The sequence below is a fragment of the Spirosoma fluminis genome (genome assembly GCF_054778895.1).
On the sequence record NZ_BAAGZD010000002.1, the window covers coordinates 280,469 to 304,979 of the forward strand.

Annotated in this window: 24 protein-coding genes; 11 read left to right on the plus strand and 13 right to left on the minus strand. The window is 50.3% G+C overall.

The window, feature by feature from the left end; genetic code table 11:
* Positions 1 to 18 precede the first annotated feature (18 nt).
* Positions 19 to 1,509, minus strand: a complete 1,491-nt coding sequence (gene cysS / locus ACYVBJ_RS01635) for a cysteine--tRNA ligase (RefSeq protein WP_460980555.1) — start codon at positions 1,507 to 1,509, stop codon at positions 19 to 21.
* Positions 1,510 to 1,739: 230 nt separating this feature from the next.
* Between cysS and ACYVBJ_RS01640 the strand changes: the two genes are divergently transcribed.
* From ACYVBJ_RS01640 to ACYVBJ_RS01650, 3 genes are all read left to right on the plus strand, one after another.
* Entirely contained in the window at positions 1,740 to 2,936 is a 1,197-nt protein-coding gene (locus ACYVBJ_RS01640; protein WP_460980556.1) for a hypothetical protein, read from the plus strand.
* Between the two features lie 59 nt (positions 2,937 to 2,995).
* Entirely contained in the window at positions 2,996 to 3,913 is a 918-nt protein-coding gene (locus tag ACYVBJ_RS01645) for a PfkB family carbohydrate kinase (RefSeq protein WP_460980557.1), read from the plus strand.
* Between the two features lie 150 nt (positions 3,914 to 4,063).
* Positions 4,064 to 4,822, plus strand: coding sequence for an SDR family NAD(P)-dependent oxidoreductase (locus ACYVBJ_RS01650; protein ID WP_460980558.1), 759 nt, complete (start codon positions 4,064 to 4,066; stop codon positions 4,820 to 4,822).
* A 2-nt stretch (positions 4,823 to 4,824) separates the two neighbouring features.
* Here the strand turns inward: ACYVBJ_RS01650 and ACYVBJ_RS01655 are convergent, their stop codons facing one another.
* The 3 genes from ACYVBJ_RS01655 to ybeY form a co-directional block, all read right to left on the minus strand.
* Positions 4,825 to 5,757, minus strand: coding sequence for a polysaccharide deacetylase family protein (locus ACYVBJ_RS01655; protein ID WP_460980559.1), 933 nt, complete (start codon positions 5,755 to 5,757; stop codon positions 4,825 to 4,827).
* Between the two features lie 126 nt (positions 5,758 to 5,883).
* Positions 5,884 to 6,213 carry a YegP family protein gene (locus ACYVBJ_RS01660; RefSeq protein ID WP_460980560.1) on the minus strand — a complete coding sequence of 110 codons (330 nt, stop codon included), beginning with the start codon at positions 6,211 to 6,213 and terminating at the stop codon, positions 5,884 to 5,886.
* A 53-nt stretch (positions 6,214 to 6,266) separates the two neighbouring features.
* Positions 6,267 to 6,683 (minus strand): rRNA maturation RNase YbeY, encoded by a 417-nt coding sequence (ybeY, locus tag ACYVBJ_RS01665; protein WP_460980561.1) that lies wholly within the window; start codon positions 6,681 to 6,683, stop codon positions 6,267 to 6,269.
* 63 nt (positions 6,684 to 6,746) lie between these two features.
* Between ybeY and ACYVBJ_RS01670 the strand changes: the two genes are divergently transcribed.
* From ACYVBJ_RS01670 to bioD, 3 genes are all read left to right on the plus strand, one after another.
* Positions 6,747 to 7,787 carry a zinc-binding dehydrogenase gene (locus ACYVBJ_RS01670; RefSeq protein WP_460980562.1) on the plus strand — a complete coding sequence of 347 codons (1,041 nt, stop codon included), beginning with the start codon at positions 6,747 to 6,749 and terminating at the stop codon, positions 7,785 to 7,787.
* A 189-nt stretch (positions 7,788 to 7,976) separates the two neighbouring features.
* Positions 7,977 to 9,137: an aminotransferase class I/II-fold pyridoxal phosphate-dependent enzyme gene (locus ACYVBJ_RS01675; RefSeq protein ID WP_460980563.1), complete on the plus strand. Its 1,161-nt coding sequence runs from the start codon at positions 7,977 to 7,979 to the stop codon at positions 9,135 to 9,137.
* Positions 9,134 to 9,757 (plus strand): dethiobiotin synthase, encoded by a 624-nt coding sequence (gene bioD / locus ACYVBJ_RS01680; protein ID WP_460980564.1) that lies wholly within the window; start codon positions 9,134 to 9,136, stop codon positions 9,755 to 9,757. Before ACYVBJ_RS01675 ends, bioD begins: the two co-directional genes overlap by 4 nt.
* A gap of 24 nt (positions 9,758 to 9,781) precedes the next feature.
* Here bioD and ACYVBJ_RS01685 read toward each other — a convergent pair whose 3' ends face one another.
* Positions 9,782 to 10,603: an aminotransferase class IV gene (locus ACYVBJ_RS01685; protein ID WP_460980565.1), complete on the minus strand. Its 822-nt coding sequence runs from the start codon at positions 10,601 to 10,603 to the stop codon at positions 9,782 to 9,784.
* A 51-nt stretch (positions 10,604 to 10,654) separates the two neighbouring features.
* Complete coding sequence (gene ettA / locus ACYVBJ_RS01690; protein WP_460980566.1) at positions 10,655 to 12,322, minus strand: energy-dependent translational throttle protein EttA; 1,668 nt, start codon at positions 12,320 to 12,322, stop codon at positions 10,655 to 10,657.
* A 74-nt stretch (positions 12,323 to 12,396) separates the two neighbouring features.
* Between ettA and ACYVBJ_RS01695 the strand changes: the two genes are divergently transcribed.
* Both ACYVBJ_RS01695 and ACYVBJ_RS01700 read left to right on the plus strand, forming a co-directional pair.
* Positions 12,397 to 13,674 carry a DUF349 domain-containing protein gene (locus tag ACYVBJ_RS01695; protein ID WP_460980567.1) on the plus strand — a complete coding sequence of 426 codons (1,278 nt, stop codon included), beginning with the start codon at positions 12,397 to 12,399 and terminating at the stop codon, positions 13,672 to 13,674.
* Between the two features lie 99 nt (positions 13,675 to 13,773).
* Positions 13,774 to 14,046 carry a hypothetical protein gene (locus ACYVBJ_RS01700; protein ID WP_460980568.1) on the plus strand — a complete coding sequence of 91 codons (273 nt, stop codon included), beginning with the start codon at positions 13,774 to 13,776 and terminating at the stop codon, positions 14,044 to 14,046.
* A gap of 33 nt (positions 14,047 to 14,079) precedes the next feature.
* Here ACYVBJ_RS01700 and serS read toward each other — a convergent pair whose 3' ends face one another.
* From serS to ACYVBJ_RS01725, 5 genes are all read right to left on the minus strand, one after another.
* The gene (gene serS, locus ACYVBJ_RS01705) at positions 14,080 to 15,351 is read right to left on the minus strand and encodes a serine--tRNA ligase (protein ID WP_460980569.1); all 1,272 of its coding nucleotides are present in this window, start codon (positions 15,349 to 15,351) and stop codon (positions 14,080 to 14,082) included.
* Between the two features lie 79 nt (positions 15,352 to 15,430).
* On the minus strand, positions 15,431 to 16,771 hold the full coding sequence (locus tag ACYVBJ_RS01710) for an aspartate kinase (protein WP_460980570.1): 1,341 nt from the start codon (positions 16,769 to 16,771) through the stop codon (positions 15,431 to 15,433).
* Between the two features lie 83 nt (positions 16,772 to 16,854).
* Entirely contained in the window at positions 16,855 to 17,361 is a 507-nt protein-coding gene (ribH, locus tag ACYVBJ_RS01715) for a 6,7-dimethyl-8-ribityllumazine synthase (RefSeq protein ID WP_460980571.1), read from the minus strand.
* Positions 17,362 to 17,500: 139 nt separating this feature from the next.
* Positions 17,501 to 18,196: a tetratricopeptide repeat protein gene (locus tag ACYVBJ_RS01720; RefSeq protein WP_460980572.1), complete on the minus strand. Its 696-nt coding sequence runs from the start codon at positions 18,194 to 18,196 to the stop codon at positions 17,501 to 17,503.
* Positions 18,197 to 18,278: 82 nt separating this feature from the next.
* Positions 18,279 to 18,506 carry a DUF4926 domain-containing protein gene (locus ACYVBJ_RS01725; protein WP_460980573.1) on the minus strand — a complete coding sequence of 76 codons (228 nt, stop codon included), beginning with the start codon at positions 18,504 to 18,506 and terminating at the stop codon, positions 18,279 to 18,281.
* A gap of 246 nt (positions 18,507 to 18,752) precedes the next feature.
* Here ACYVBJ_RS01725 and ACYVBJ_RS01730 point away from each other — a divergent pair, with 246 nt between their 5' ends.
* Positions 18,753 to 21,134 (plus strand): TonB-dependent receptor, encoded by a 2,382-nt coding sequence (locus ACYVBJ_RS01730; protein WP_460980574.1) that lies wholly within the window; start codon positions 18,753 to 18,755, stop codon positions 21,132 to 21,134.
* Positions 21,135 to 21,328: 194 nt separating this feature from the next.
* Here ACYVBJ_RS01730 and ACYVBJ_RS01735 read toward each other — a convergent pair whose 3' ends face one another.
* The gene (locus ACYVBJ_RS01735; protein WP_460980575.1) at positions 21,329 to 22,468 is read right to left on the minus strand and encodes a cystathionine gamma-synthase; all 1,140 of its coding nucleotides are present in this window, start codon (positions 22,466 to 22,468) and stop codon (positions 21,329 to 21,331) included.
* Between the two features lie 62 nt (positions 22,469 to 22,530).
* On the opposite strand from ACYVBJ_RS01735, the gene ACYVBJ_RS01740 reads away from it, so the two are divergent.
* Positions 22,531 to 23,202, plus strand: a complete 672-nt coding sequence (locus ACYVBJ_RS01740) for a TVP38/TMEM64 family protein (protein WP_460980576.1) — start codon at positions 22,531 to 22,533, stop codon at positions 23,200 to 23,202.
* On the opposite strand, the gene ACYVBJ_RS01745 is transcribed toward ACYVBJ_RS01740, so the two are convergent.
* On the minus strand, positions 23,146 to 23,997 hold the full coding sequence (locus ACYVBJ_RS01745; protein WP_460980577.1) for an alpha/beta fold hydrolase: 852 nt from the start codon (positions 23,995 to 23,997) through the stop codon (positions 23,146 to 23,148). The genes ACYVBJ_RS01740 and ACYVBJ_RS01745 overlap by 57 nt on opposite strands.
* 31 nt (positions 23,998 to 24,028) lie before the next feature.
* Between ACYVBJ_RS01745 and ACYVBJ_RS01750 the strand changes: the two genes are divergently transcribed.
* Positions 24,029 to 24,499, plus strand: a complete 471-nt coding sequence (locus tag ACYVBJ_RS01750; RefSeq protein ID WP_460980578.1) for a MaoC family dehydratase — start codon at positions 24,029 to 24,031, stop codon at positions 24,497 to 24,499.
* Positions 24,500 to 24,511: the final 12 nt, after the last annotated feature.

Here is a 24,511-nt window from a genome sequence, read left to right on the forward strand (position 1 = left end):
AGGCCTGCTTATTTGTGGTTATTCTTCGTACGCCCAATCGATCTGGTGCTTCATATCTTTGATAGCCAGGCCCTGCGCTTTGAAGTACGAACGAATTTGGTCTACCTTATCGTACTGCCGCTGCTCTTTGTACTCGCGATAAAGCGTTAACAAGCCTTCCAGTACCGGTTGATTTTCAGTACCTTCTTCTTTCAGGCCCAAAACGTCCTTCATAAACGTAACGAACGACGTTCTTAAGAGTTCGAATACTTCTTCGCCCAGGGTAGCTGATTGAAGCTGATTCAAATAAATCATGTTTACATACTTCAGCAGCGTAAAGAGCTGCGCAATGGCAACGGCCGTGTTGAGATCATCGTTCATCGCTTCGTAAAACTGCTGAACCGCCTGCCGGATGTCCTGCTGCTTTTTCTCGTCGGCCGTGCTCACTTCGTCGGGCTGGTAGGTTAATGTTTTCACGACCCGCAATCCATTCGCCAGCCGCCGGTATCCTTTCTGAGCGGCTTTGAGGGCTTCGTTCGAGAAATCGAGCGTACTGCGGTAATGCGATTGAAGCATGAAAAACCTGACCGTCATGGGGCTGTATGGCTGTTCGAGCAAATAGTGACTTCCCGCGAACAACTCGGCTGGCAGGAAGGAGTTGCCCAGTGACTTCGACATTTTCTGGCCGTTAACGGTCAGCATGTTCGAGTGCATCCAGTACCGAACGGGCTGTTGGCCAGTTAAGCCGTCGCCCTGCGCAATTTCGCATTCATGGTGAGGGAACTTAAGGTCCATACCTCCGCCGTGTATGTCGAATTGCTTGCCCAGGTACTTCGTGCTCATGCAGGTGCATTCTAAGTGCCAGCCCGGAAAGCCTTCGCCCCAGGGCGAATTCCAGCGCATGATATGCTCGGGTGCTGCCCGTTTCCAGATGGCGAAATCAAGCGGATTCCGCTTCTCTGACTGACCGTCCAAATCACGGGTTTCGTTTAGCAGATCGTCCAGGATCCGTCCAGACAGCTTGCCGTAATTACCTCCCCGCCGGTTGTACTCTTCGATGTCAAAGTAAACCGAGCCGTTTGATTCATACGCCAACTCATTAGCCAGCAGCTGCTGAACGGCTTCGATCTGCTCAATCATGTGTCCGGTTGCGGTAGGTTCAATACTTGGGGGAAACGTATTGAACTGCGCCATTACGGTGTGGAAGTCATTCGTAAAGCGCTGCACGATTTCCATCGGCTCCACTTTCTCCAGCTTGGCCATTCGCCCGATCTTGTCTTCCCCATCGTCTCCGTCGCCTACCAGGTGGCCAACGTCGGTCAGATTCCGGACGTAACGAACTTTGTAGCCGATAAATGTGAGGTAGCGATAGAGCGTATCGAATGTAAGAAAGGTGCGGACGTTCCCTAAGTGAACGTAATTATACACCGTAGGGCCGCAAACGTACATACCCACATACGGTGGGTTGAGCGGTTCGAACAGTTCTTTTTTACGGGAAAGCGTATTGTATAAATGAAGGGGCTGCGCCATCAGTGTTTGGTTGTTTGGCCATTGGTTGTTTGGTACGAGTTCATAACAACCGAACAGTCAAACAACCAAACAACGAACAGCTTTTTGCAGTGGCGAAGTTACGGATTGTAAATCGGAAAATGGTGCAGATGATCCGGTTACAAGACTCAAAACTTTAGTAAGGCGCTGATTTGGAGCGGTAGGCCGACCGGTTTTGGCTATATTCGCACCCAATTTCTGAATAATACCGAATGCAGGTAGTTGAGGTGGGCGCAAACGCCCTGTACCAAAAAGAATTTATTGAGTTTCCTGTCCGGCTCTATCGCAACGATCCGTGCTGGATTCGGCCCCTGGATACCGACGTAACGGAAGTCTTCGACCCAGCCCGGAACAAGCGGTTCGAGCATGGGGAGTGCGTCCGCTATCTGCTGCTGAACGACAAGAACGAAACCATCGGTCGTATTGCCGCTTTCGTCGATTACCAGATTGCCAATCTCGACAACGACCAGCCCACGGGGGGTATTGGCTTCTTCGAGTGCATCGAGGATCAGAACGCGGCCTTTATGCTTTTCGACACGGGGAAAGCGTGGTTGCAAAGCCGGGGCATGGAAGCGATGGATGGCCCCATTAACTTCGGCGACCGTGACCGCTGGTGGGGGTTACTGGTTGACGGATTCGATCGGGAGCCAAACTATTGCATGCCCTACACTAAGCCGTATTATATTGCTTTCTTCGAAAATTACGGCTTTAAAGACTACTTCAAGCAGTTTACGTTCGGTATTCCCACCACCTGGGCTAAACTGGTGGACATGTCGCAGGCGGTAAAGGACCGGGCGCAACGTATCTACGAAAACCCCGATTATACGTTTCAGACGATCGACAAAAAGCATCTTCCTGCCGCGGCAGAGCAGTTTCGGCACATTTATAATGCCGCCTGGGGAAACCATGCCGGGGTGAAAGAGATGTCGGCCGAGCAGGCGCAGGTGCTGATGCAGAAGCTCAAGCCAGTCATCGACGAAAAGATCATCTATTTCGCTTACTATCAGGGGGAGCCGGTCGCCTTTTTCGTGTGCCTGCCCGAATTGAATCAGATATTCAAGCACGTAAACGGTAAACTTGACTGGATCGGTAAGCTGAAGTTTTTGTGGCACATGATTTGTAAAACAAATCGTAAAGCTTTTGGCGTCGTGTTTGGTGTAGCTCCCGCGCATCAGGGAAAGGGGCTCGAAGCGGCCATTGCCCTACGGATGCCCCATGAAGCAGAGCATAACCCAAATTTTCAGTACGATGAGCTGGAAATGAATTGGGTTGGCGATTTCAACCCGATTATGGTGCGGTTTGTGAGTCAGCTCGGCTCAACGATTGTAAAGACCCATATTACGTACCGTAAGCTATTCGACGAAACGAAACCCTTCAAACGCTGCCCGGTCATCGGACGCAAGAAATAAGCTTTACGGGCTTCATTTAGATATCAGCCCGTGAGCAACAAACTGAAACTAGACTAAACATGAGCTTATTAACGGTTGGTTCTGTAGCGTTCGATGCGCTGGAAACCCCATTCGGCAAGACCGACAAAATCATTGGTGGTGCCGCTACGTACATTACGCTGTCGGCGTCGTACTTCACCAAAGAGAACAATCTGGTTGCCGTAGTGGGTGACGATTTCCCGCAGAGCATGATCGGAGACCTGAACCAACATGGCGTCAATACCGAAGGCCTGGAGATTCGTTCGGGGGAGAAAACGTTCTTCTGGTCGGGAAAGTATCACAACGACATGAACACCCGCGATACGGTGGAGGTGCAGTTGAACGTAATGGAAAATTTCGATCCGGTTATTCCCGACGCGTATCAGAACTGCCAGTACTTGATGCTGGGAAATACAGCCCCGGCAATTCAGCGGACGGTCATTGAGCGGTTGACGAATCGGCCCAAGCTGATCGTGCTGGACACCATGAATCTCTGGATTGAGATTGCCAACCCCGATCTGATGACGTTGCTGCCGATGGTAGACGTCTTAGTTGTCAATGACGAAGAGGCCCGGCAACTGACGCATGAATACGCGTTGGTGAAAGCAGCCGCCAAAATTCGTCAGATGGGTCCCAAAACGGTCATCATCAAGAAGGGCGAGCACGGTGCGCTCCTGTTTCAGGAAGATCGCGTATTCTTTGCACCAGCCTTACCACTCGAAGAAGTGTTCGATCCGACCGGTGCGGGCGATACGTTCGCTGGTGGATTCATCGGTTATCTGGCTAAAACAGATGACACCTCGTTCGATAATATGAAACGGGCGATCATTTACGGTTCGGCGATGGCTTCGTTCTGCGTGGAGAAATTCGGGGCCGAGCGTATTATGAATTTAACCCAGGAAGAAATCAAAGACCGCGTCGATAGCTTTGTGAAGCTGTCGGCGTTCGGACTGGACTAAATACTTCTTTTCTTCATATCAGTACCTGTCTGGCTTATCTCACATGTGATGGGTCAGACAGGTATTCTTGTTATATACCAAAAATAACTTGGCGTAACCTTGTTGATTCCGATTTTTAGGTAGGTTTGTAGCCTATCGTATGTAGGCACTATGTTGAATTTCGTTAACCAGATTGCGTTTATTACCGGAGCCGGTTCGGGCATTGGCCGCGCAACAGCCAACGCGTTAGCCAAAGCGGGCGCTCGGGTTGTCGTTGCCGAAATCAACGAAACAAGTGGCCGCGAAACCGTTCAGCAGATCGAAGAGGCTGGTGGAGACGCCTTGTTTGTAGCCTGCGACGTAGCGCAGCCCGCACAGATTGACGCGGCCATTCGAGAAACAATACGCGTGTATGGCCGCCTGGATATCGGAATCAATAATGCAGGCATCGGCGGAAACTTTGCCCGGTTCACCGATCAAACGGCGGAGGACTTTAACCGAATGATGGCCATCAACATCGGCGGTGTTTTCTACGGTATGCAGGGGCAAATTCGACAGATGCTGGCGCAGGACGGTGGCAAAATCGTGAACGTATCAAGCATTGCGGGCGTGCGGGGCATGCCGATGGGCGCACCTTATAGCGCATCCAAACATGCCGTGTTGGGCCTTACCAAAACAGCTGCCCTGGAATACGCAAAGCACAACATCCGCATAAATGCAGTTTGTCCCGTTTATACGCATTCGGGCATGGTCGACGAACTGATCAATGCGGCCCCCGGTATGGAAGAACGAATGCGAAAAATGATTCCCGTAGGTCGACTGGGAAACCCGGAAGAAATCGCGCAGGCAATTCTATGGCTTTGCTCCGACGAAAACGCCTTCTGCACCGGCCAGTCCATTCAACTGGATGGCGGCTTTACGGCCGGGTAAGGCTATAGCTTTCGGTTGGCTAACTCATCAATCATCGCCGGGACCTCCGGTTCACCTTTAAAGAATGCTCCTTTTTCACCCTGCGTAAGCGCCCAGCGGTGAAGCCACGAGATACCCCCTTTGCCGTAATATCGATCAGATGATTGATATGCTGCGTCTTGAAGAGCCTCCTCCAACGTAACAAACTGATAGCCAGCTCGTCTGAGCTGATTAAAAAGCTGCCCAAGATAGTCGGCATTGATTGTGTTGGCATGCAGGAGTAAAACTTGCGGTATTTGCCGGGCAAACAGCGAGTCGGATTGCGCTTCGTAGTACCGGACACAATCGCTCATGTACGCAACGTAATGTTTACCTACTTCGGCCGCTAACGTAGTGTCATGGAGTAGTAAAGCATGGTCGTAAGCCCGTGAGAACAACCAATCCGAATTGTCAACTGTAACGGGGGCCTCCTGATAGCCGTGTCGCTTAAGAAAGGCTTCGAGCGAATCCTTCCTGGCTTGCGAGTCACCTTTCCGTAGGTACGGATGGCGAAAATAGCGATAGGATTTGCCTTGCTTGCCCAGAAACGCTTTAACTGGTTGCTCCCCGGCCAATACGTCGGCCTTTAGCTCGTCAAACGACACCAGGTTGTAGTCCTTGTGGTCGAAAGTGTGATTGCCAAGTTCTAAGCCCGCGTTTAACCATAAGCTCAGCAGGCCAAGTTGACTGGTATCTGGTTTAGCATCCGCCTGTAAAAACGAACCGATAACAAACCCAACCGCCGGAACCTGATACGTAGTACAATGCGCGAGCAGCCTCTGGGTCAAAAGCCGCTTCCCGGGCGCATCGACGTAGTATTTTGAAACAGTAGGCAGATCGTCGATCGTAACGGCGATTCGCTTCTGCGCCGTAGCCCCGAACGTAATCAACAAAAGAGCGCAGGCTATCCACCGCATTCAATTAAGTTTAAGAGAAAAGTTGTCAGTAAATTGAGCTACATCGATCAGGCTAACTAAGTAACAACGCACAATAACTCCGGAAGATACCGTCCAACGCCTGATCTTCCGGAGCTTAGATGCTGTCTACTCTTCCTCCACAACGTCAGCGTCGGGCGCGTTTTTCTTGACGGATTCGATACCGTTGTCACGTCCACTCTCGCTTTCGTACGTTTCGCTGGTGCCGATAACCTGGCCATTACTGGCTTTCAGATTGAAGCGAAATTTGCCCGCTGTTGTTGTCTTACGTTCATACCGGTCATCGTTGGATGAGTTCTTTTTGACAGACTCAATGCCGTTTTCGCAGGCACTTCGGGTCGTGTATCCCTCGCTGCTTAAGATGACCTGGCCATTGCCAGCCTTCAGGTTGAATTGAAATTCTCCGTTTTTACGGGTACTGATGACGAATTTGCCCATGGTCGTTCGCGCAAAATGGTGAGTGTAAACAGGTTATCAACTACCGTAAGTCGTTATTCCCATTTTTCTAACCACTCCTCCTCCTTGGTCCGCATCAGGGCGGCTTCTTCATCGGTTTTATCACCATACCCGCAGAGGTGCAGTAACCCATGAGCCAGTATCCGACGCATTTCCTGATCGGCCGAAACTCCCAACTGGCTGGCGTTGTCAGCTACCCGCTCAACGCTGACGAAGATGTCGCCCTCGAGCTTGTCTTCTTCCTCGCTCTGATCGAACGTAATGATGTCTGTATAATAATCGTGCTGAAGATAGTCGCGGTTGACTTGCAGGACGTATTCATCCGAGCAGAAAATATAATTTAACTCACCCACCGCATAACCTTCGGCTTCGGCCTGCCGTTTAAGCCACTGACGGGTTACCTGCTGTTTGGGGAGTTTATACGGAACGTCCTCGTTAAAGAACCGAATCATTAGCCTGTCTTTTTTTCGGCAAAGGTACATACGTGCGAATCAACTCTCAGTAATCCTCATAAAATGAAAGCTATTCAACTCGCCGAAACGCATCAGCCTGTTCAACTGATCGATACGCCCACCCCAACTGTTCAACCTGGCGAAGTGCTTGTAAACCTGCGGGTGGCTGCCCTCAACCACCGGGATGTATTTATCCAAAAGGGATTATATCCGGGTATCAAGCTACCGGTCATTCTGGGGTCGGATGGAGCCGGTGTTGTGGCAGAAACAGGCGAAGGTGTTGATCCGGTATGGCGCGGACAGGAGGTCGTAATTAACTGCTCGCTAAACTGGGGCGATAATTCAAATTTTTACGGTTCCGATTTCCGAATCTTGGGCATGCCCGACAATGGTACGTTTGCGGAATATGTAGCGATACCGGTTAAATATATACACCATAAGCCTGCCCATCTATCACTTGAGCAGGCAGCCGCCTGGCCTCTGGCGGGGGTGACGGCCTGGCGGTCGCTGATGACTCGGGCTGGACTACATAGCTCAAGTAGTAACGCTCCCGAAAAAGTCCTGATCACCGGTATTGGCGGAGGTGCCGCTTTATTTGCGTTGCAGTTTGCCGTAGCAGTTGGCGCCGAGGTTTGGGTAACCTCTGGCTCGGAGGAGAAGCTGGAAAAGGCGAAAGCGCTGGGTGCAACGGGGGGCGTTAATTATCGCGAGCCCGATTGGGCTAAAACGTTAATGACTCAGACCGGTGGAGGACGCTCGGGCCATCCGGCCCGGGGCTATTTCGACGTAATCATCGACAGCGCTGGAGGAGCAGGTTTTGCTAAGCTGGTTGACGTAGCAGCACCCGGCGGACGTATTGCCATCTTCGGCGGAACAACCGGCAACCTGACTGATATTGCTCCGTCGAAGGTATTTTTCAAACAGCTCAACATCTTCGGTTCAACGATGGGAACCGAGCACGAGTTTGCCGATATGATCGCCTTTATAAATACCAAACAGCTCGTTCCAGTACTTGACGAACTGTTTCCATTAGCCGAAGCAGAGCAGGCATTCCGAAAAATGGAAGAGGGTAAACAGTTTGGAAAAATCGTTTTCGAAATCTAACCGCAACTATTTGTTAACTAAAATGTTTGCCCTGTTTTAGTCCCGCTTTATCAATTTTTTGTTAGAATAGTTAAATACTCATGAAGTTATCCACATTTTTTATGTGGATAAGTATCACTTTATTCACATTCCGGGCTAAGTACGTCTTTAGCGGCTAGTCGTTCGGTTAAGGGGTTTTATCTTTGCGGTATGACCGAATCGGAACGTACCATCAATCAATTGTTAGTTGAGCGGCTCGATGCCCATAAGCAGGCGGGACTGTTACGGCAACTCCGCACGGCTGATAATTTGGTAGATTTCTGCTCAAATGATTACCTTGGTTTTGCCCGTTTGCCCGAATTAAAAGCAGCCATTCAGGAGGCCGATACACAGCAAGATTTACGCACCGGTTCCACCGGCTCGCGACTTTTAGCAGGGCAGACTGAGTTTACTGACGTAGTTGAAAGTGAGCTGGCGCTTTTCTACCGAACCGAAGCGGCTCTGGTTTTCAACTCTGGTTTTGATGCGAATATAGGGTTGTTGTCCTGCCTGCCTAAAGCCGGTGACACGCTCCTGACCGATGAACTGATTCATGCCAGCATGATCGACGGAGCACGCTTAAGTTACGCAACCCGTCAGCGTTTTCGGCATAACAGCCTCAATGATTTGGAAACGAAGTTACAGCAGGCAAATGGTCAGGTGTTTGTAGCGGTCGAGTCGGTCTATTCGATGGATGGTGACGCAGCCCCGTTACGTGAGCTGGTGACCCTGTGTGAGCAGTATGGAGCAGCTTTGCTGGTTGATGAAGCACATGCTACCGGCGTTTATGGGCCGAATGGTGAAGGACTGGTCGTTGAACTAGGCTTACAGGATCGTGTGCTGGCGCGCGTGCATACGTTCGGTAAAGCCGTAGGTGTGCACGGGGCCGCGGTTGTCGGCCCTGACGTATTACGCCAGTACCTGATCAATTTCGCCCGATCTTTTATTTATACGACGGCTTTACCTCCGCACAGCTTACTTGCTATTCGGTGTGCGCATCAACAATTACAACGCAGTCCGGAGGCTCGTAGGCAGTTGCATGAACGGATTGCTTACTTCCGTACCTGTGCCAAAAAGGCATTGCCAAACGCCATTTGGACGGCTAGCCCCTCGCCTATTCAATGCCTGATCGTCCCTGGTAATGAACAGGCCCGATACGTAGCAATGGAAGCGCAGCGGGCGGGTTTTGATGTGCGTGCAATCCTTAGTCCCACCGTTCCGGCTGGTCAGGAGCGCTTACGGATCTGTATTCACGCCTTTAATACAGCGCAGGAAATAGAGCATTTGGCCACTGTATTACAAACTGCACTCATTGCTGAACCATCCTTATGAATTTCCCCAAACAACTTATTGTTGCCGGTATTAGCACTGAGATCGGAAAAACAGTAGCCTCGGCCGTGCTGGTTGAAGCCTTACAGGCCGACTATTGGAAGCCTGTTCAATCGGGTGCATTGGAAGATTCCGATACGGAGACCGTCCGCCAATTGACGACCAATACTGTCTCCCGATTTCATCCAGAAGCGTACCGGCTTACGGCTCCCCTATCGCCCCACGCTGCGGCTGAATTAGACGGGGTAACCATTGAACTGGATAAGATCAGCTTACCACAAACGGATAATACGTTAGTGATTGAACTAGCTGGCGGATTGCTGGTTCCTCTCAACAATCACGATCTCAATATTGATCTGGTGCAAAGGCTAAACCTTCCTATTGTGCTGGTTTCGAAAAATTATCTGGGCAGCATCAACCATACGCTGCTATCCGTTGAAGCGTGCCATACTCGAAATATTACGATTCTGGGCATACTCTTCAACGGCCCGACGGTACCAGCGACCGAAACGTTTATCTTAAACTATACCGGTTTGCCATGCCTGGGACGAATTAAGCAGGAGGAGTCAATCACGAAGGAAGTAATCAGCCATTACGCCCGTTCCCTTCACTTAGCAGAGTAATAAAGCAACGTATCGGCTTCAAGACTACCAGTTCTTCACAAACTCGTTAAATCGTTCTAGCAAGAACTTGGCTTTTGGCCCAACGTGGCCATCACCGATGGTTAGCTCCCCAATTTGAGTGATGGGCAACACTTTTTTAGTCGAACTGGTCGTAAAGGCTTCATCGGCATCGTACAGCTCGGAGAGCAGAACAGGTCGCTCTTCAACCTCGAAATCGCTTTGCGCTAATTGAATAACCGTTCGGCGGGTGATACCACGCAGGATATGACGGTCGGGCGTAATGAGCCGATCGCCTTTGATGATGAAGAAGTTGCTACGGCTTAGTTCGCTGATCTCACCGCCTTTTTGATAAAGCAGATCCGCTGCACCGGCTGATTTTATAGCCTGAGCCATCAGAATAACGCGCTTATAATCCGTGCTTTTCACTTCGGCCATTTCGCGAACGTAATCATCCAGAATGACCTTAATCCCCGTTTCGTACTGAACCGGCGGCACCGGATGAATCGCTTCCGTAAGAATAAGCAAATTTGGCCGTTCAACGCTGATGCTGTCGGCTGAGTAGCCACCCGTCAGTACAAACCGGAAGGCGGTATCAGCACCGCCATTCCGTTCAATCAGGTCCATCAGCAAGCCGTACGTTTCCTCTTTGCTAAGCGGCAGCGGCAGGTGCATGCGTTGGGCTGAGTTCTGAAAGCGCTCCCAGTACCAGTCCCATTGGAACGGGCGACCGTTATAAGTAAGGAAGTAATCGAACAGGCCGTAACCACGCAATAAGCCCAGGTCTGTTACGCCAACCCCAAGCTGATCGGCGGGAGCGATGTTGCCGTTGAAATACCCGTAATGCATAAGTTATACAGTAATCCTAGAGGTAAGTGCTACCTCTAGGATAGAACAAGATTATACCAGCTTTTTGTACTTAATCCGCGTTGGCGTAGCGTCGGTGCCTAAGCGTTTGCGACGGTTTTCTTCGTACTCCGAGAAGTTCCCTTCAAACCAATACACCTGCGAATCACCCTCGAAGGCCAGAATATGCGTAGCGATACGGTCCAGGAACCAGCGATCGTGGCTGATGACTACGGCGCAACCCGCGAAGTTTTCCAATCCTTCTTCTAATGCGCGAAGCGTGTTAACGTCAAGGTCGTTGGTTGGCTCATCGAGCAGAAGCAGGTTAGCACCTTCTTTCAGGATCATGGCCAGGTGAACCCGGTTTCGTTCACCACCCGATAGCGTCCCAATTTTCTTTTCCTGATCGGCTCCGGCAAAGTTAAACCGGCTTACATAGGCCCGGGCGTTACTTTGCTTACCCCCCAGCATGATCCACTCATTACCGGCGGATATGGTTTCATAAACGGTTTTGTTCGGATCGAGGCCGTCGTGCTCCTGGTCTACATAGGCCCATTTTACCGTTTCGCCCACGTCGAACGTACCGGCGTTGGGTTTATCACGACCTGTGATGAGCTTGAACAGCGTCGTTTTACCCGCGCCGTTCGGGCCAATCACCCCAACGATTCCACCCTGTGGCAGCCGGAAGCCGAGGTGTTCGAACAGCAACCGATCACCGTACGCTTTTGCGACGTCTTCAGCTTCAATCACTTTAGCACCCAGGCGAGGACCCGACGGAATGAAAATCTCCAGTCGTTCTTCTTTCTGACGATTATCTTCATCGAGCAATCGTTCGTAAGCACCCAACCGCGCCTTCGACTTTGCCTGCCGCGCTTTGGGCGCCATACGAACCCACTCTAGTTCACGTTGCAGGGTCTTCTGCCGTTTCGATTCAGACTTTTCTTCTTTCGCTAAGCGTTGCTGTTTCTGATCGAGCCAGGACGAGTAGTTGCCTTTCCAGGGGATACCTTCGCCCCGGTCCAGTTCAAGAATCCAGCCCGCTACGTTGTCCAGGAAGTACCGATCGTGCGTTACAGCAATGACAGTACCCGTATATTGGCGCAGGTGTTCTTCCAGCCACAGTACGGATTCCGCATCCAGGTGGTTGGTTGGCTCATCCAATAACAGTACGTCCGGCTGCTGAAGTAACAGCCGACAAAGCGCCACCCGGCGCTTCTCGCCACCGGACAGGCTATCGATGATAGCATCCTGGGGAGGGCAACGTAACGCATCCATAGCCCGTTCCAGTTTTTGATCAAGCTCCCAGGCATTGTAATGGTCGAGCTTCTCCTGGACTTCGCCCTGACGCTCTATCAATTTATCAAAATCGGCGTCCGGATCGCCAAAGGCTTCGTTGATTTCGTCGAACTCTTTCAGCAGGTTCACCACTTCCTGAACGCCTTCTTCTACGACCTCCCGAACCGTCTTGCCAGCCTCAAATTTAGGCTCCTGCTCAAGCATTCCAACCGAGTAGCCGGACGAAAAAACGACCTCGCCCGTGTAGCTTTTATCGATACCGGCAATGATACGTAACAGCGTAGACTTACCCGAACCGTTCAGGCCCAATACGCCGATTTTAGCGCCATAAAAAAAGGAAAGGTATATGTTCTTTAGGATTTGTCGGTTAGGCGGAATATTTTTACTCACGCCCGCCATAGAAAAGATTATGGTTTCCTGACTCATTAATTTCTAATAGATTTGTGGTTGGCAATTACCCCCAAATTTAACCCACAGCGCAGCCTTAACCAAGAATAGGAATGGAAAACGCTTCACTGGTAGATGAATACGGTTACGTCAAAGACGGAAAGGTATTTTTAAAAGGCTACCTGAATTATGAAGATCGCCAGATCGGCGAGGTCAAACGTACAGAGCAGGAAGCGCTCGATTACTTTAAGAATCGCTTCATCATTGCCGAAAACAAAGTCAGTCAGCTAGAAAAGGATATTGCCGAAGCGCAGAACAAAGGATCTTATCTAACTAAACTCGTTCAGCTTCGAAAGAAACTACTTGGCTTCGACGCCCTTGGCGACTTTCTGCCCCTGCTCGAGCGCCTGGATGAACAGGAGCAATTACTTGCGGAGTTGATCACTGTTAATCAACTTAAAAACCTCGAAATCAAACGCGCCCTGATCGCCGAAGCGGAAGCGATCGCTGGCAGTACCGACTGGCGCCCAACGGCCGACGCCCTCCAGGAAATTAAAACCAAATGGATTAAAACCGGGCCGGTCGACAAGTCCGTAGAAGCCGAAGTGGAAGGTCGATTTCAGGAACTGCTGGATGGTTTCTTTCAGCGTCGCCGTGAGTTCTTCAACGAACAGAATAAAGTCATTCAGGAGCGGCTGGATAAGTATGATGAACTGATCAGACTGGCCTTCCGCGCGAATCGACTGGGTGATCTGGATGCGGCTTTTCAGGAGGTCCGTAAGCTCAACAACGCCTGGAAAGCGGTTGGCGAGGTACCGATCAAGAAGAGTGGCAAGCTGTACAAACAGTTTAAGAAAGCCACAACGATGTTCTATACTAAGTATAACGACGCGAAAGGCATTGTTATCGAGAAGAAGATCGACCCTCGTATTGAAGCACAGATGAAAATGGCCGATGAAGCTGAGAAACTGGCGAAGCAGTCGGATATTTTTGCGGCTGCTGAGCGGGCCAAAGTGCTGCTCAATAGCTGGAAGGAAGTGAAAGTGCCGTTCAAGATGCAGGATAAAACTCTGAATGAGCGGTTCCGGGCGGCCTGTGACAAGATTTTTGAGTTAAGTTATTTACATCGCGTACTCGCCCGCAAGTATCCCGCTTTCGAATTGAAAAGCCAGTCGGAGCAGATTCGGACTAAGATTCGCGAGATGGAATACCTGGTTAAACGGGAGAAAAGCGATCTTCAGTTTGCGCTCCAGGACGCCGACGGCCTGGACCCCAACAACGACGCTGACAAACAGGTGCTGAACAAAATCAATACGCAGAAACGGAAGATCGCCATGAAGGAAACCATTTTGCGCGAGTTTCAGAAGCAATTAGAAACCGTTGGCTATTAACTGCGCTCAGCTAACTTGGCAAGTCATAACGTACCAAAACGAAACGTGCCCCAGTCATGGACTGGGGCACGTTTCGTTTAACGGCTTTGTTCCATAGCTATGGAAACGACAACGAATCAACCCGCAATTTTGACTGACGCCGAATTTAAGGCAGCCATTCCACTGAACAAGTACGTCCGGCTCGACTACTTCACTAAGCTGCGCGAATTCATCCGTACCGATGCGCTTACTAAAGCGATACTAATGAAAGAAGGTGTCGACTACCTCGAACTAGCGACTGGTGAAGAGATTCCCCTCGACCGCGTTATTCGTATTGACGGGCATCTGTCTCCGAATTATCCCGGCTTCGACGATTATTCGTGCAGTTGTTAACGTAACAGGCCGAGCCACGTTCGGCCTGTTACGTTAGTCGATTACGTCAAATCCACAATACGGCACGAGTACGCTCGGTATTCGTATGCCTTCGGGCGTTTGGTTATTCTCCAAAATGGACGCCAGAATACGGGGCAGCGCCAACGCTGAACCGTTCAGTGTATGCATTAGCTGCGTTTTTCCCTCAATCTTGGACCGCAGTTTAAGCCGATTAGCCTGATACGTCTCGAAGTTCGAAACCGAACTGACTTCAAGCCACCGTTGCTGCGCTGCCGACCACACCTCCATATCATAGGTCAAGGCCGACGTAAAGCCCATATCCCCCCCACAAAGTCGTAGTACGCGGTAGGGTAATTCCAATTTCTGGAGCAGCGACTGCACATGCCGGCTCATTTCTTCCAGAGCGGCATACGAGTTTTCGGGCTTCTCAATCCGAACGATCTCCACTTTGTCGAATTGGTGCAGCCGGTTCAGGCCACGTACGTGCGCCCCCCAGGAACCTGCTTCACGCCGGAAACAAGGCGTATAACCAACGTTTTTAATGGGTAACTGCGCTTCCGGCACGATAACATCGCGGTAAATATTCGTGATGGGGACTTCAGCCGTTGGAATCAGATACAGCTTGTCTTCGGTAACGTAGTACATCTGACCTTCCTTATCTGGCAGCTGGCCCGTACCGAAACCAGAATCTTCGTTGACTACAATTGGCGGCTGTACCTCTGTATAGCCTGCCTTCAGGGCTTCATCCAGAAAAAAGTTGATCAGCGCCCGCTGAATACGTGCACCCTTTCCTTTATATACCGGAAACCCGGCCCCCGAGATTTTGACGCCCAGCTTGAAGTCAATAATGTCATACTGCTCGATTAACTCCCAGTGTGGCTTAGCCCCTTCGTACAACGTAGGCTTTTCACCGTGTTCGAGCACAACCTCATTATCATCAGCTACGCGACCTTCGGGAACGCTGCTGTGGGGAACGTTAGGAATGGTAACAAGTACGTCCTGCAACTGCTGCTCAATTTGTCGTAGATTTTCGTCAAGATCTTTCGAGCGATTTTTTAGCGTGGCTGTTTCAGATTTAGCTGATTCAGCCGCTGCTTTGTCACCCGACTTCATCAACGCGCCAATTTCTTTAGCTTTTGTGTTCGATTGAGCCAGTATATCGTCCAGTTCTTTCTGGGTGTCACGCCGTTGCTGGTCAAGAGTCAGTATCTGATCAACGGCCGTTTCGGCATTCGCAAAATGGCGCTTGCGCAGACCAGCCAGCACAGTTTCTTTATTCTCGCGGATGAAGGAAAGTTGAAGCATTAGTTATAGCACAGGTACATAGCCCGCTTTAGTCAATTGTATTTCTAGAAACCTTTATAGAGCTAAGTTGTAAGCTAGCTTACAACGAAAATAACCCTTCATTCAGCGCATTCAAGGCATCAGCTTTGTAACGACTGTGAACAAGCATTGAAAGGTTACTCTCGGTGCCGCCGTACGAAACCATACGGATCGGAATGTTCTTCATCGCGTTGAACACCCGAACTGCCACGCCTTCGTTATCGGCGCTGAAGTTACCAACGATACAGATGATAGTCTGATCGTAGTCCGGTTCTTCGAGCGTACAGAAAGCACTCAGTTCCTCGCTAATCTCCTGAATTCGCTCCGTATTGTCGATTGTCACCGAAACCGACACTTCCGACGTAGCGAGCATATCGACCGGCGTCTTATACTTCTCAAAAATCTCGAAAATACGACGCAGAAAGCCATACGCATTCAGCATACGGCTCGAGTGAATATATAAAGCCGTGATGCCATCCTTTGCCGCAACCGCCTTAAATACCTGCTGCTCCGGGGCCGACCCTTCGGTGCGATCAGCAATGAGCGTGCCGGGCGCAGCGGGGTCCATCGTGTTTTTCAAACGTACCGGCACGCCAAACATGCGGGCGGGCGTAATCGTCGATGGGTGCAGAATCTTAGCGCCGAAATAAGCCAGCTCTGCGGCTTCATCAAAGGTTAACTCACGAACCGGGGACGTATTTTTGACGATACGTGGATCGTTGTTGTGCATCCCGTCGATGTCTGTCCAGATCTGAATTTCTTCGGCACGTATTGCCCCACCGATCAATGAGGCTGTATAATCTGATCCACCCCGCTTGAGGTTATCTACTTCGCCCCGCGGGTTCCGGCAGATAAACCCTTGGGTCACAATGATCTGCTTATCCTCGTGCTGAGGCAGCATACTGGCCAGCTGCTGTTCTGTATACGAGATCTCAGGTTCATTATCGGCATCAATCCGCATGAATTCCAGCGCGGGCAGCAACGTAGCGGGTACGCCTTCTTCGATCAGATAAGCCGCAAACATCTGAGTACTTAACAACTCACCCTCCGCAACCAGCTCCTTTTCCTGCTTGAGCGTAAACGGCTTGATGCGGACCAGCGAGCGGATAAACGAAAACTCTTTCTCGATGATTTGCTGCCCGGCAGCCTTACCTGCTTCAGTTTTATACAGCTCATTGACAAAGCCGTCGTAATGCGCTTTCAGAGCCTCGATTTTGGTTGTTGCCTCGGCATCGTCATTCGCTTTGAGCGATTCGCCGATGGCCAACAACGCATTTGTAGTGCCTGACAAGGCGGAGAGAACGACGATTTTACGGGTGTCGTCGCTGGTAATTAAAGTACGGATGGAGTGCATACGTTCGGGCTTCCCGACTGATGTACCACCGAATTTCCAGACGTGCATTTTTAAAGAGCGAAAGAGTGAGTGAGTGAAAGAGCGAGCTGGGCGAAAGCAATCACTCTTTCGCTCATTCGCTCTTTCACTCTTTATTTGAATTGATAGGAATAGACTTGCTTCTGGAGGCCCAGCATTTTTATGGCGGTGATGGCAGCCTCGTCGCCTTTGTTGCCGTGTTTTCCGCCTGCCCGGTCAAGTGCCTGCTGCTGATCGTTTGGAGTCAGTACGCCAAAAATAATGGGCTTTCCCGTCTTTAAACCAACATTAGTCAGGCCTTGCGCAACTGCATGATTGATGTAGTCGTTGTGTTTAGTTTCGCCTTGAATAACGCACCCCAAAGCAATAACTGCATCCACATCGTCGCGTTGTGCAAACCATTGAGCGCCAAGGCTCAATTCATAACTGCCCGGCACGTTACCCCGAACAATATTCTCGGCCTTTGCACCATTGGTTAACAGCGTCTGATAGGCACCTTCAAATAAGGCTTCCGTTACGTCGGTATTCCATTCAGAAACAAGAATTGCAAACCGACGAGCACTGATGTCAGGTAGCTCATCAGTCGAGAATACGCTAAGGTTCTTATTGGCGGAGGACATAAATAGTTATATGATTACAAATGAATAGCTTACGGTCACGACGGTATGTATTTCTCCACAATCATAAGTCGTAGCTAATAAAAAAGGACAAAACCCCGGTCGGTTTTGTCCTTTGCTGTATTGATCCGTTCAGATACGCTTACGACTCGCCGACCGTTGCTTCGAGCAAGGATTTATACTTCTTAGCACTAACGGCTTCAGCAGACTGGGCGTATTTTTCGATAATGTCGTTGTAAGTCGCAATGGCTTTTTCATTTTGCTTGGCTTGCTCGTAAGCAACAGCCAGCTTTATCAGATAGCCAGGCGTAAAGTATTTGTTAGATTTATAATCAGCTGCCTTCTGGTAGTAATCAGCAGCCTCGTCGAAGCTCTTCTTCTCCATGTACGCGTCTCCAATCAGGGCATAGGCGCGAGCCTGAACCAGCAGATCCGAAGAACTGAAGCTTTTCAGATGTTCGATAGCGTCGTCATACTTACCTTGTTTCAGCAGACCAAGTCCAGCGTAGAACTCAGCCAGATTACCACTCGGGGTTGAGCCATAGCTATCGGCAATCGACAACAGGCCCGGCGTTTTGCCATCGCCACTGAGCGCTTTATTCAGCGAGTCGGCTTCGAGTTTATACACCGATGGAAACATCTCGGCCTGGGCTGTATCATCCTGGCTGCTTACGTAGGCCCGGTATCCGAAGAACCCAACGATTAGCAAAGCTATGCCGCCGAGTACGCCTAATACGATGTTCCGGTTCTGTTGAAAGAAGTCGCCAACATCCTCTAATCTGTTTTCTAACGCGTCCGGATCTTCCAAAAACTCTAATCCGCTGTTCTTCTTGCTCATGCTTTTGCAATTTGGACTGCAAAATTATAAATATTTGCCATTGCGGAAAAGCGTAAACCTCAAAACTTTACGAATTCGTTTCTTATTGAACGGCCATGTCCCGAACAGTCATCACTTCGGAAGCGCGTACACTCCGAATTTGGTGTGGTAATAAGGTCTCAATAGCCACCGGTTCACCCGTTAACGTCACAAATTCCACCTCAAAGGCTTGGCCTTCATTGTAAACGGTCAGGATTGTACCGACATCTCCTTTTTTTAACCGACTACCGGTGAATTCTTCCTGTAGCACAACTAAATCAAATTCACTCATACGTTGATATACACTAGCCTTGTAGAGAAACGTCCAAACTAGAGTCTTGTTTTGTTAAAATCCGCTTAACTTTGCCCCGCTAATCTTAATAAGGGGTGCCCTAATACAACGGGCTGAGATTATACCCATCGAACCTGCGCGGGTAATGCTGCGAAGGGAGGCCGGACGCGGCACGCTGGATTTCTTAATTTTTATGTTCAACCAAAGGTAGGATTGGCCCCTTGCCTATCGTCATTCTTTTTCATCATGAAAAAAACGACGACCTACTGTACTATGCTGATAGCTTTATTGTGGCTATCAAGTCTGCCCTCCTGGGCTCAACTCTCTATTTCGGGTACGGTTAGCGACGCTGAGGGAGGCACGCTGCCAGGCGCAGCGGTTGTCCTTGAAGGAACCTATACCGGTACCTTTACGGATGCTACCGGCGCATTCAGGCTAACTAACCTAAAACCAGGCTCGGTATCCGTAAGGGTTTCGTTACTAGGCTACGAGCCACAAACGCAATCTGTTAATTTGACACAGAGCGCTACGTTGTCGTTCAGCCTGAAAAAATCAGCGGTTCTGGTCGATGAAGTAGTCGTTAGTGCTACCCGAGCTAATCAGAAGTCAGCGATTGCCTATACCGATGTGTCCCGTCAGTATCTGGATAAGCTCAACCTGGGTCAGGATATTCCGCAACTGCTCAATTTTACGCCATCTGTCGTCACTACGTCTGATGCGGGGGCTGGCGTTGGCTATACGGGTATTCGCATCCGGGGTTCCGACGCGACGCGGGTGAACGTAACGCTGAATGGTATTCCGTATAACGATGCGGAGTCGCAGGGCACTTTCTTTGTAGATATGCCCGATTTTGCTTCGTCCGTAAGCAGCATTCAGATTCAGCGGGGCGTTGGTACCTCCACAAATGGCGCGGGTGCGTTCGGGGCATCGCTGAATATCCAGACCAATAAACTGGAGATCAAGCCTTATGCCGAAAGCAACCTGTCGGCCGGTTCGTTTGGTACGCGCAAGGTGAACGTAATGGCCGGCACGGGATTATTAAATAATCACTTTGTGCTGGATGCCCGTTTGTCGAGCATTCATTCGGATGGCTACATTGACCGGGCATTCTCCAACCTGAAATCATTTTACATATCGGGCGGCTACTACACGGACAAGAGTTTCATTCGGCTGAATGTTTTTTCGGGTCAGGAGCAAACGTATCAGTCGTGGGGCGGAGTACCAGAAAACCTGTTAAAGACCAAGCGCACCTATAATCCATACACATACGACAACGAGACGGACAATTATCAGCAGGACAACTACCAACTGATTACGTCGCACGAGCTGAGCCGGAAGTGGCGGCTCAATGCGTCGTTCTTTTACACAAAAGGACGCGGTTATTACGAACAGTATCGGCCAGAAGATGAGTTCAGTAACTATGGCTTGCCGAACGTAGTTATTGGCGACTCAACCATCCGTCAGACTGACATCATCCGCCGTCGCTGGCTGGCTAACGACTTCTACGGAACCGTCTTTTCGCTGGATTATAACAGTTTTGGTAAACTGACGGCCAATATTGGGGGAGGTTGGAATAGATACGATGGGGATCACTATGGGGAGATCATCTGGGCGCGTGTCGCCGGTACGACAAACATACGGGATCGCTATTATGCCGATAATGCCAAGAAAACGGATTTCAATCTGTATGCAAAAGCGTTTTATCAGTTCTCCCCAAAGCTGACGGGCTTCGCTGATGCGCAGGTCCGAACGGTCGATTATTCGTTTCTGGGGTTCAACAGCCAGTTACAGAATGTTCAGCAGAACGCCGGGCTGACGTTCTTCAATCCGAAAGCGGGGCTGACATATACAATCAACGATCGGAGCACTGTGTACGCATCAGTCGGTGTGGGACACCGTGAGCCCAACCGCGATGATTACACGCAGTCGACACCCATGAGCCGTCCTAAAGCGGAACGTCTGATTGATTACGAAGCTGGCTACAAAATACAAAGCCAGCGACTGGCTTTCACGGCGAATGTATATTACATGAATTACCGGAATCAACTGGTCCTGTCGGGCCAATTGAATGATGTGGGCGCTTATAACCGGGTCAACATTCCGGTTAGTTATCGTGCCGGACTGGAGTTGGAAGTAGGCACCCAACTGACTAAACAGCTTCGCTGGAACGTAAACGCCACGTTTAGTCAGAATAAAATTCGAAACTTTACAGAGTTCCTCGACAACTTCGACAATGGCCAGCAGGAAAGTCGGCAGTACACAGAAACGGACATATCGTTTTCGCCCAACGTAATTGCCGGATCGCAACTGCTGTATACCCCAGTGAAAGGTCTGGAATTAGGACTTTTATCCAAATATGTAGGGAGGCAGTACCTGGACAATACGTCGAATGAGAGTCGAAAAATCGACGCGTATTTTACGAATGACATTCGGCTTATATATTCCCTCAAGCCCCGGTTTGCGCAGGAAATTGCCTTTACAATCCTGTTCAACAACGTACTGAACGAACTGTACGAATCGAACGGCTATACCTACGCTTATATCTCGGAGGGCCGGGTAACCGCCGACAACGGCTTTTACCCACAAGCGGGCCGTAACTTTCTGGCGGGCGTGCGAGTGCGATTTTAACTGTCTGAACCGGGATTTAACGGATTAAATGGACAGGATATTGCTACATAATATGCTTGGAACAAGTTGCATATTTACCATCTGACATTTAACGCATATTTGCTGACGCTAAGCTCCGCCATAGCGGGGCTTAGCGTCAGCTTCTAGAGCAAAATCCCGTTAATCTTTTTTAATCAGTTAAATTCCGGTTCAGACTACCCAATCGCCTGCGCTAAATCCTGTATTAAATCGTCGACGTCTTCAACGCCAACGCTGAGCCGGATGAGCGTATCTTTCAGACCATTTTTCTCACGTTCTTCTTTGGGAATACTGGCATGGGTCATGCTGGCGGGGTGCGTACAAAGCGATTCAACGCCCCCCAGCGACTCACCGAGCGAAAACACGTTGAAACTCTCCATCACCCGAACAGCCTCAGGCATCGAATCGCCGTGTAAGGTAAACGAAAGCATTCCTCCGAACCCGCGCATCTGCTGCTTGGCCAGTTCATGGCCACTGTGCGATGTTAAACCGGGGTAGTATACCTGACTTACTTTGGGATGCTGTTGCAGATATTGAGCGACCCGCATGGCGTTTTCGCAATGCCGCTGCATCCGTAAGTGTAAGGTCTTGATACCACGTAACACCAGAAAACAATCCTGTGGACCTGGTACGGCCCCGCAGGCATTCTGGATAAAAGCCAGCCGCTGCGCCGTTTCGTCGTCGTTGAGGATAATAGCCCCCATCACCGTATCGGAGTGACCGCCGAGGTACTTGGTCACCGAGTGAACGACAATATCAGCGCCCAAGTCGAGCGGATTCTGTAGATAAGGCGAGGCAAACGTATTGTCGACCACGAGTTGAATGTTACGTTGTTTGGTGATGGCCGCGATGGCTGCAATATCAACCAGACGTAACAACGGGTTAGTCGGCGTCTCGATCCAGATCATCTTTGTTGCCGGCGTAATAGCGGCCTGCAGATTATCAGGATTGTCCAGACCAACGAACTTGAATTTCAGCCCGAACTCCTGAAAGACACGTACCATGATCCGGTACGTACCGCCATAGAGGTCGTTACTGGCGATGATTTCGTCGCCGGGCTTGAAGAGTTTTAGTATCGCATCGGTTGCGCCTAAGCCTGAAGAATAACAGATACCGTGTTTGCCGTTTTCGAGAGCCGCCAGGTTATTTTGCAGAACCGTTCGGGTCGGGTTTTGCGTACGGGCGTACTCATATCCTTTGTGTTTCCCGGGCGACTCCTGAACGTAGGTCGACGTCTGATAGATCGGCGTCATAATCGCGCCGGTCGTGGGGTCCGGCTCGATACCGGCGTGTATAGCTTTGGTTGCGAATTTCATAATCGAAGGTAATACGTTTTTCATTTCTAAACCGCCGGGGCTATTAGGCGGTTTGATAACTAGTGAAGCAAGCCATTCTCAAAAAACTGACCGGACCCGCCATTGCCGGGATACTACTCTCCGTAACGCCCATCGTCTTTACGTCGGCGCTGACGTACTATGCCATCGTGTACGAAGCCGCCATCGCCCGGTTCACGACCTGGGAATGGGTTGCTATTACGTTCATGTGTACAATCACATCAGCCGCTTTAACGCCCCCAACCATGCTGGCGTTGATATTCGGTTATTTTTTAGGTTGGCAGGCGGTCCTCCCGCTGTGCATCATCAACCTGGGGGGCATCCTGTTTATCAATTCAATTGTACACTGGCTGGATCACGACCGATTTATCGCTTTCCTGCGCCGTAACCCCAAAGCGCAGTCGGTGCTCGACCGTATTCTGAACAAAGAGCTGGAAGTAATCTTTTTTGCCAAGCTTTCACCCATCCTTCCCTTCGGGTTAACGAACCTGATGTTTGCGCTTTCAGGGGCTAAACTCAGTAACATTTTGCTGGGTGGTTTCCTGGGTATGCTGCCCCGGACGTTACTGGCGATCTGGTCGGGGCACGAAGCCCGCGAAATTCGTACTCTGCTCGAAAGCCCCAATCAAAGCAACTGGACACAGCTGATCATTATCGGGTTAGTTATCGTGTCGATTGTCGGCCTGTGGCAGGTCATTCAACGCGCGTTGCGCTAAGCGCTGGGCAGCCATCTCGATCAAATGGTTATGACCAGTACGTAGTATCGTTATTTCACTCCGCCGAAGTCGGTTGCCAAGCGGCAGAATATGCCGGGGTGGAATAATGCGATCAAATGCACCCACAAAGAAGCGAACGGATACCGAACGCGTAGTCAACGAAGTACTAATAGCGCCTAGATTCGGCTTGATCCGTCGGAATTGAGTCCAGGAAGTATACACTAAATCGCGCTGCTGGGATGTACCCAGCGAAAGCTCAGCAAAACGCATAACAGTCCGATTCAGCAAACCCAGTCGGGTTAACCCAACTCCCAGGTAGCTCAATACCGATAAGTGACGTAATACGTAGCGGAACAGCATCCGGCCCGGGCCGAAACCTGTAGCCAGTCGATACCAGAAATTTGGAGTGATGCCATCGGGAGCGATCAGGATGAGCTGAGTTACGCGATTGGGAAAAACTTCCGCCGTTGCCAGCGCAAAGCGCCCACCTAAGCTGAACCCCACTGTTCCGAACTGATCAACGCCGAGGTGCCGCAAAAAAGCGTCGATTAACCTTTGCCAACTGCTTTTAGTTAGTAACTCTGGGTCGCTGTAGGTACTGGCTCCGTGAAAGAATAAGTCAATGGCATAAGTCGTAAACAGCGTACCAACTGATTTCTCAACGGGCGCAAATACCTGACTGTCTTGTCCGAAACCATGAAAGGCAAGCAACGTAGCAGGTCCCTTCCCGTAGGTTCGGTAAGCCAGTCGACCGCCTTCAAACTCAAAAAAGCGAACATCGGCACCTTTTGTCATGCCGGTAAAATTGCACAAAACCTAATCATCCATGCAAACCTTTGCTAATCTGGCCGAATTTTCGGCCCACGCCGGACAGTCACTCGGTGAAACCGACTACATGATCATTACTCAGGAAATGGTTGACCTGTTTGCGCAAGCGACGGGCGATCATCAATGGATTCACACTGATCCGGAGCGGGCGGCCCGGGAATCTCCGTATAAAACGCCGATTGCACACGGCTTCCTGACACTCTCGTTAGCGCCGAAGCTCCTGGCCGAAATTTATAGCGTGGAGTCGGTGAAGATGGGAATCAACTACGGGGCCAACAAGATTCGGTTTACAAACGCGGTGCCGGTTGGCAGCCGGCTGCGCATGAAGGCCTGGCTGCACCATGCTGAGCCCCAAAACGCCAATGAAGACGGCAATGGTGTTCGGGCCATCGTAGAATGCGCCTTTGAGGTCGAGGGTGAACAGAAACCAGCCTGTGTAGCTGAGCTGATTACATTGCTCTTCGAGTAACCGTATGCATGC

Excerpts from the sequence above, each read along its gene's own strand:
- cysS (WP_460980555.1), bottom strand. The coding sequence starts at position 1,509 with ATGGCGCAGCCCCTTCATTTATACAATACGCTTTCCCGTAAAAAAGAA.
- ribH (WP_460980571.1), bottom strand. The coding sequence starts at position 17,361 with ATGTCCTCCGCCAATAAGAACCTTAGCGTATTCTCGACTGATGAGCTA.
- ACYVBJ_RS01710 (WP_460980570.1), bottom strand. The coding sequence starts at position 16,771 with ATGCACGTCTGGAAATTCGGTGGTACATCAGTCGGGAAGCCCGAACGT.
- ACYVBJ_RS01670 (WP_460980562.1), top strand. The coding sequence starts at position 6,747 with ATGAAAGCTATTCAACTCGCCGAAACGCATCAGCCTGTTCAACTGATC.
- ybeY (WP_460980561.1), bottom strand. The coding sequence starts at position 6,683 with ATGATTCGGTTCTTTAACGAGGACGTTCCGTATAAACTCCCCAAACAG.
- ACYVBJ_RS01650 (WP_460980558.1), top strand. The coding sequence starts at position 4,064 with ATGTTGAATTTCGTTAACCAGATTGCGTTTATTACCGGAGCCGGTTCG.
- bioD (WP_460980564.1), top strand. The coding sequence starts at position 9,134 with ATGAATTTCCCCAAACAACTTATTGTTGCCGGTATTAGCACTGAGATC.
- serS (WP_460980569.1), bottom strand. The coding sequence starts at position 15,351 with ATGCTTCAACTTTCCTTCATCCGCGAGAATAAAGAAACTGTGCTGGCT.
- ACYVBJ_RS01700 (WP_460980568.1), top strand. The coding sequence starts at position 13,774 with ATGGAAACGACAACGAATCAACCCGCAATTTTGACTGACGCCGAATTT.
- ACYVBJ_RS01685 (WP_460980565.1), bottom strand. The coding sequence starts at position 10,603 with ATGCATTACGGGTATTTCAACGGCAACATCGCTCCCGCCGATCAGCTT.
- ACYVBJ_RS01645 (WP_460980557.1), top strand. The coding sequence starts at position 2,996 with ATGAGCTTATTAACGGTTGGTTCTGTAGCGTTCGATGCGCTGGAAACC.
- ACYVBJ_RS01640 (WP_460980556.1), top strand. The coding sequence starts at position 1,740 with ATGCAGGTAGTTGAGGTGGGCGCAAACGCCCTGTACCAAAAAGAATTT.
- ACYVBJ_RS01745 (WP_460980577.1), bottom strand. The coding sequence starts at position 23,997 with ATGACAAAAGGTGCCGATGTTCGCTTTTTTGAGTTTGAAGGCGGTCGA.
- ACYVBJ_RS01655 (WP_460980559.1), bottom strand. The coding sequence starts at position 5,757 with ATGCGGTGGATAGCCTGCGCTCTTTTGTTGATTACGTTCGGGGCTACG.
- ACYVBJ_RS01675 (WP_460980563.1), top strand. The coding sequence starts at position 7,977 with ATGACCGAATCGGAACGTACCATCAATCAATTGTTAGTTGAGCGGCTC.
- ettA (WP_460980566.1), bottom strand. The coding sequence starts at position 12,322 with ATGAGTCAGGAAACCATAATCTTTTCTATGGCGGGCGTGAGTAAAAAT.
- ACYVBJ_RS01735 (WP_460980575.1), bottom strand. The coding sequence starts at position 22,468 with ATGAAATTCGCAACCAAAGCTATACACGCCGGTATCGAGCCGGACCCC.
- ACYVBJ_RS01750 (WP_460980578.1), top strand. The coding sequence starts at position 24,029 with ATGCAAACCTTTGCTAATCTGGCCGAATTTTCGGCCCACGCCGGACAG.
- ACYVBJ_RS01695 (WP_460980567.1), top strand. The coding sequence starts at position 12,397 with ATGGAAAACGCTTCACTGGTAGATGAATACGGTTACGTCAAAGACGGA.
- ACYVBJ_RS01725 (WP_460980573.1), bottom strand. The coding sequence starts at position 18,506 with ATGAGTGAATTTGATTTAGTTGTGCTACAGGAAGAATTCACCGGTAGT.
- ACYVBJ_RS01720 (WP_460980572.1), bottom strand. The coding sequence starts at position 18,196 with ATGAGCAAGAAGAACAGCGGATTAGAGTTTTTGGAAGATCCGGACGCG.
- ACYVBJ_RS01730 (WP_460980574.1), top strand. The coding sequence starts at position 18,753 with ATGAAAAAAACGACGACCTACTGTACTATGCTGATAGCTTTATTGTGG.
- ACYVBJ_RS01660 (WP_460980560.1), bottom strand. The coding sequence starts at position 6,213 with ATGGGCAAATTCGTCATCAGTACCCGTAAAAACGGAGAATTTCAATTC.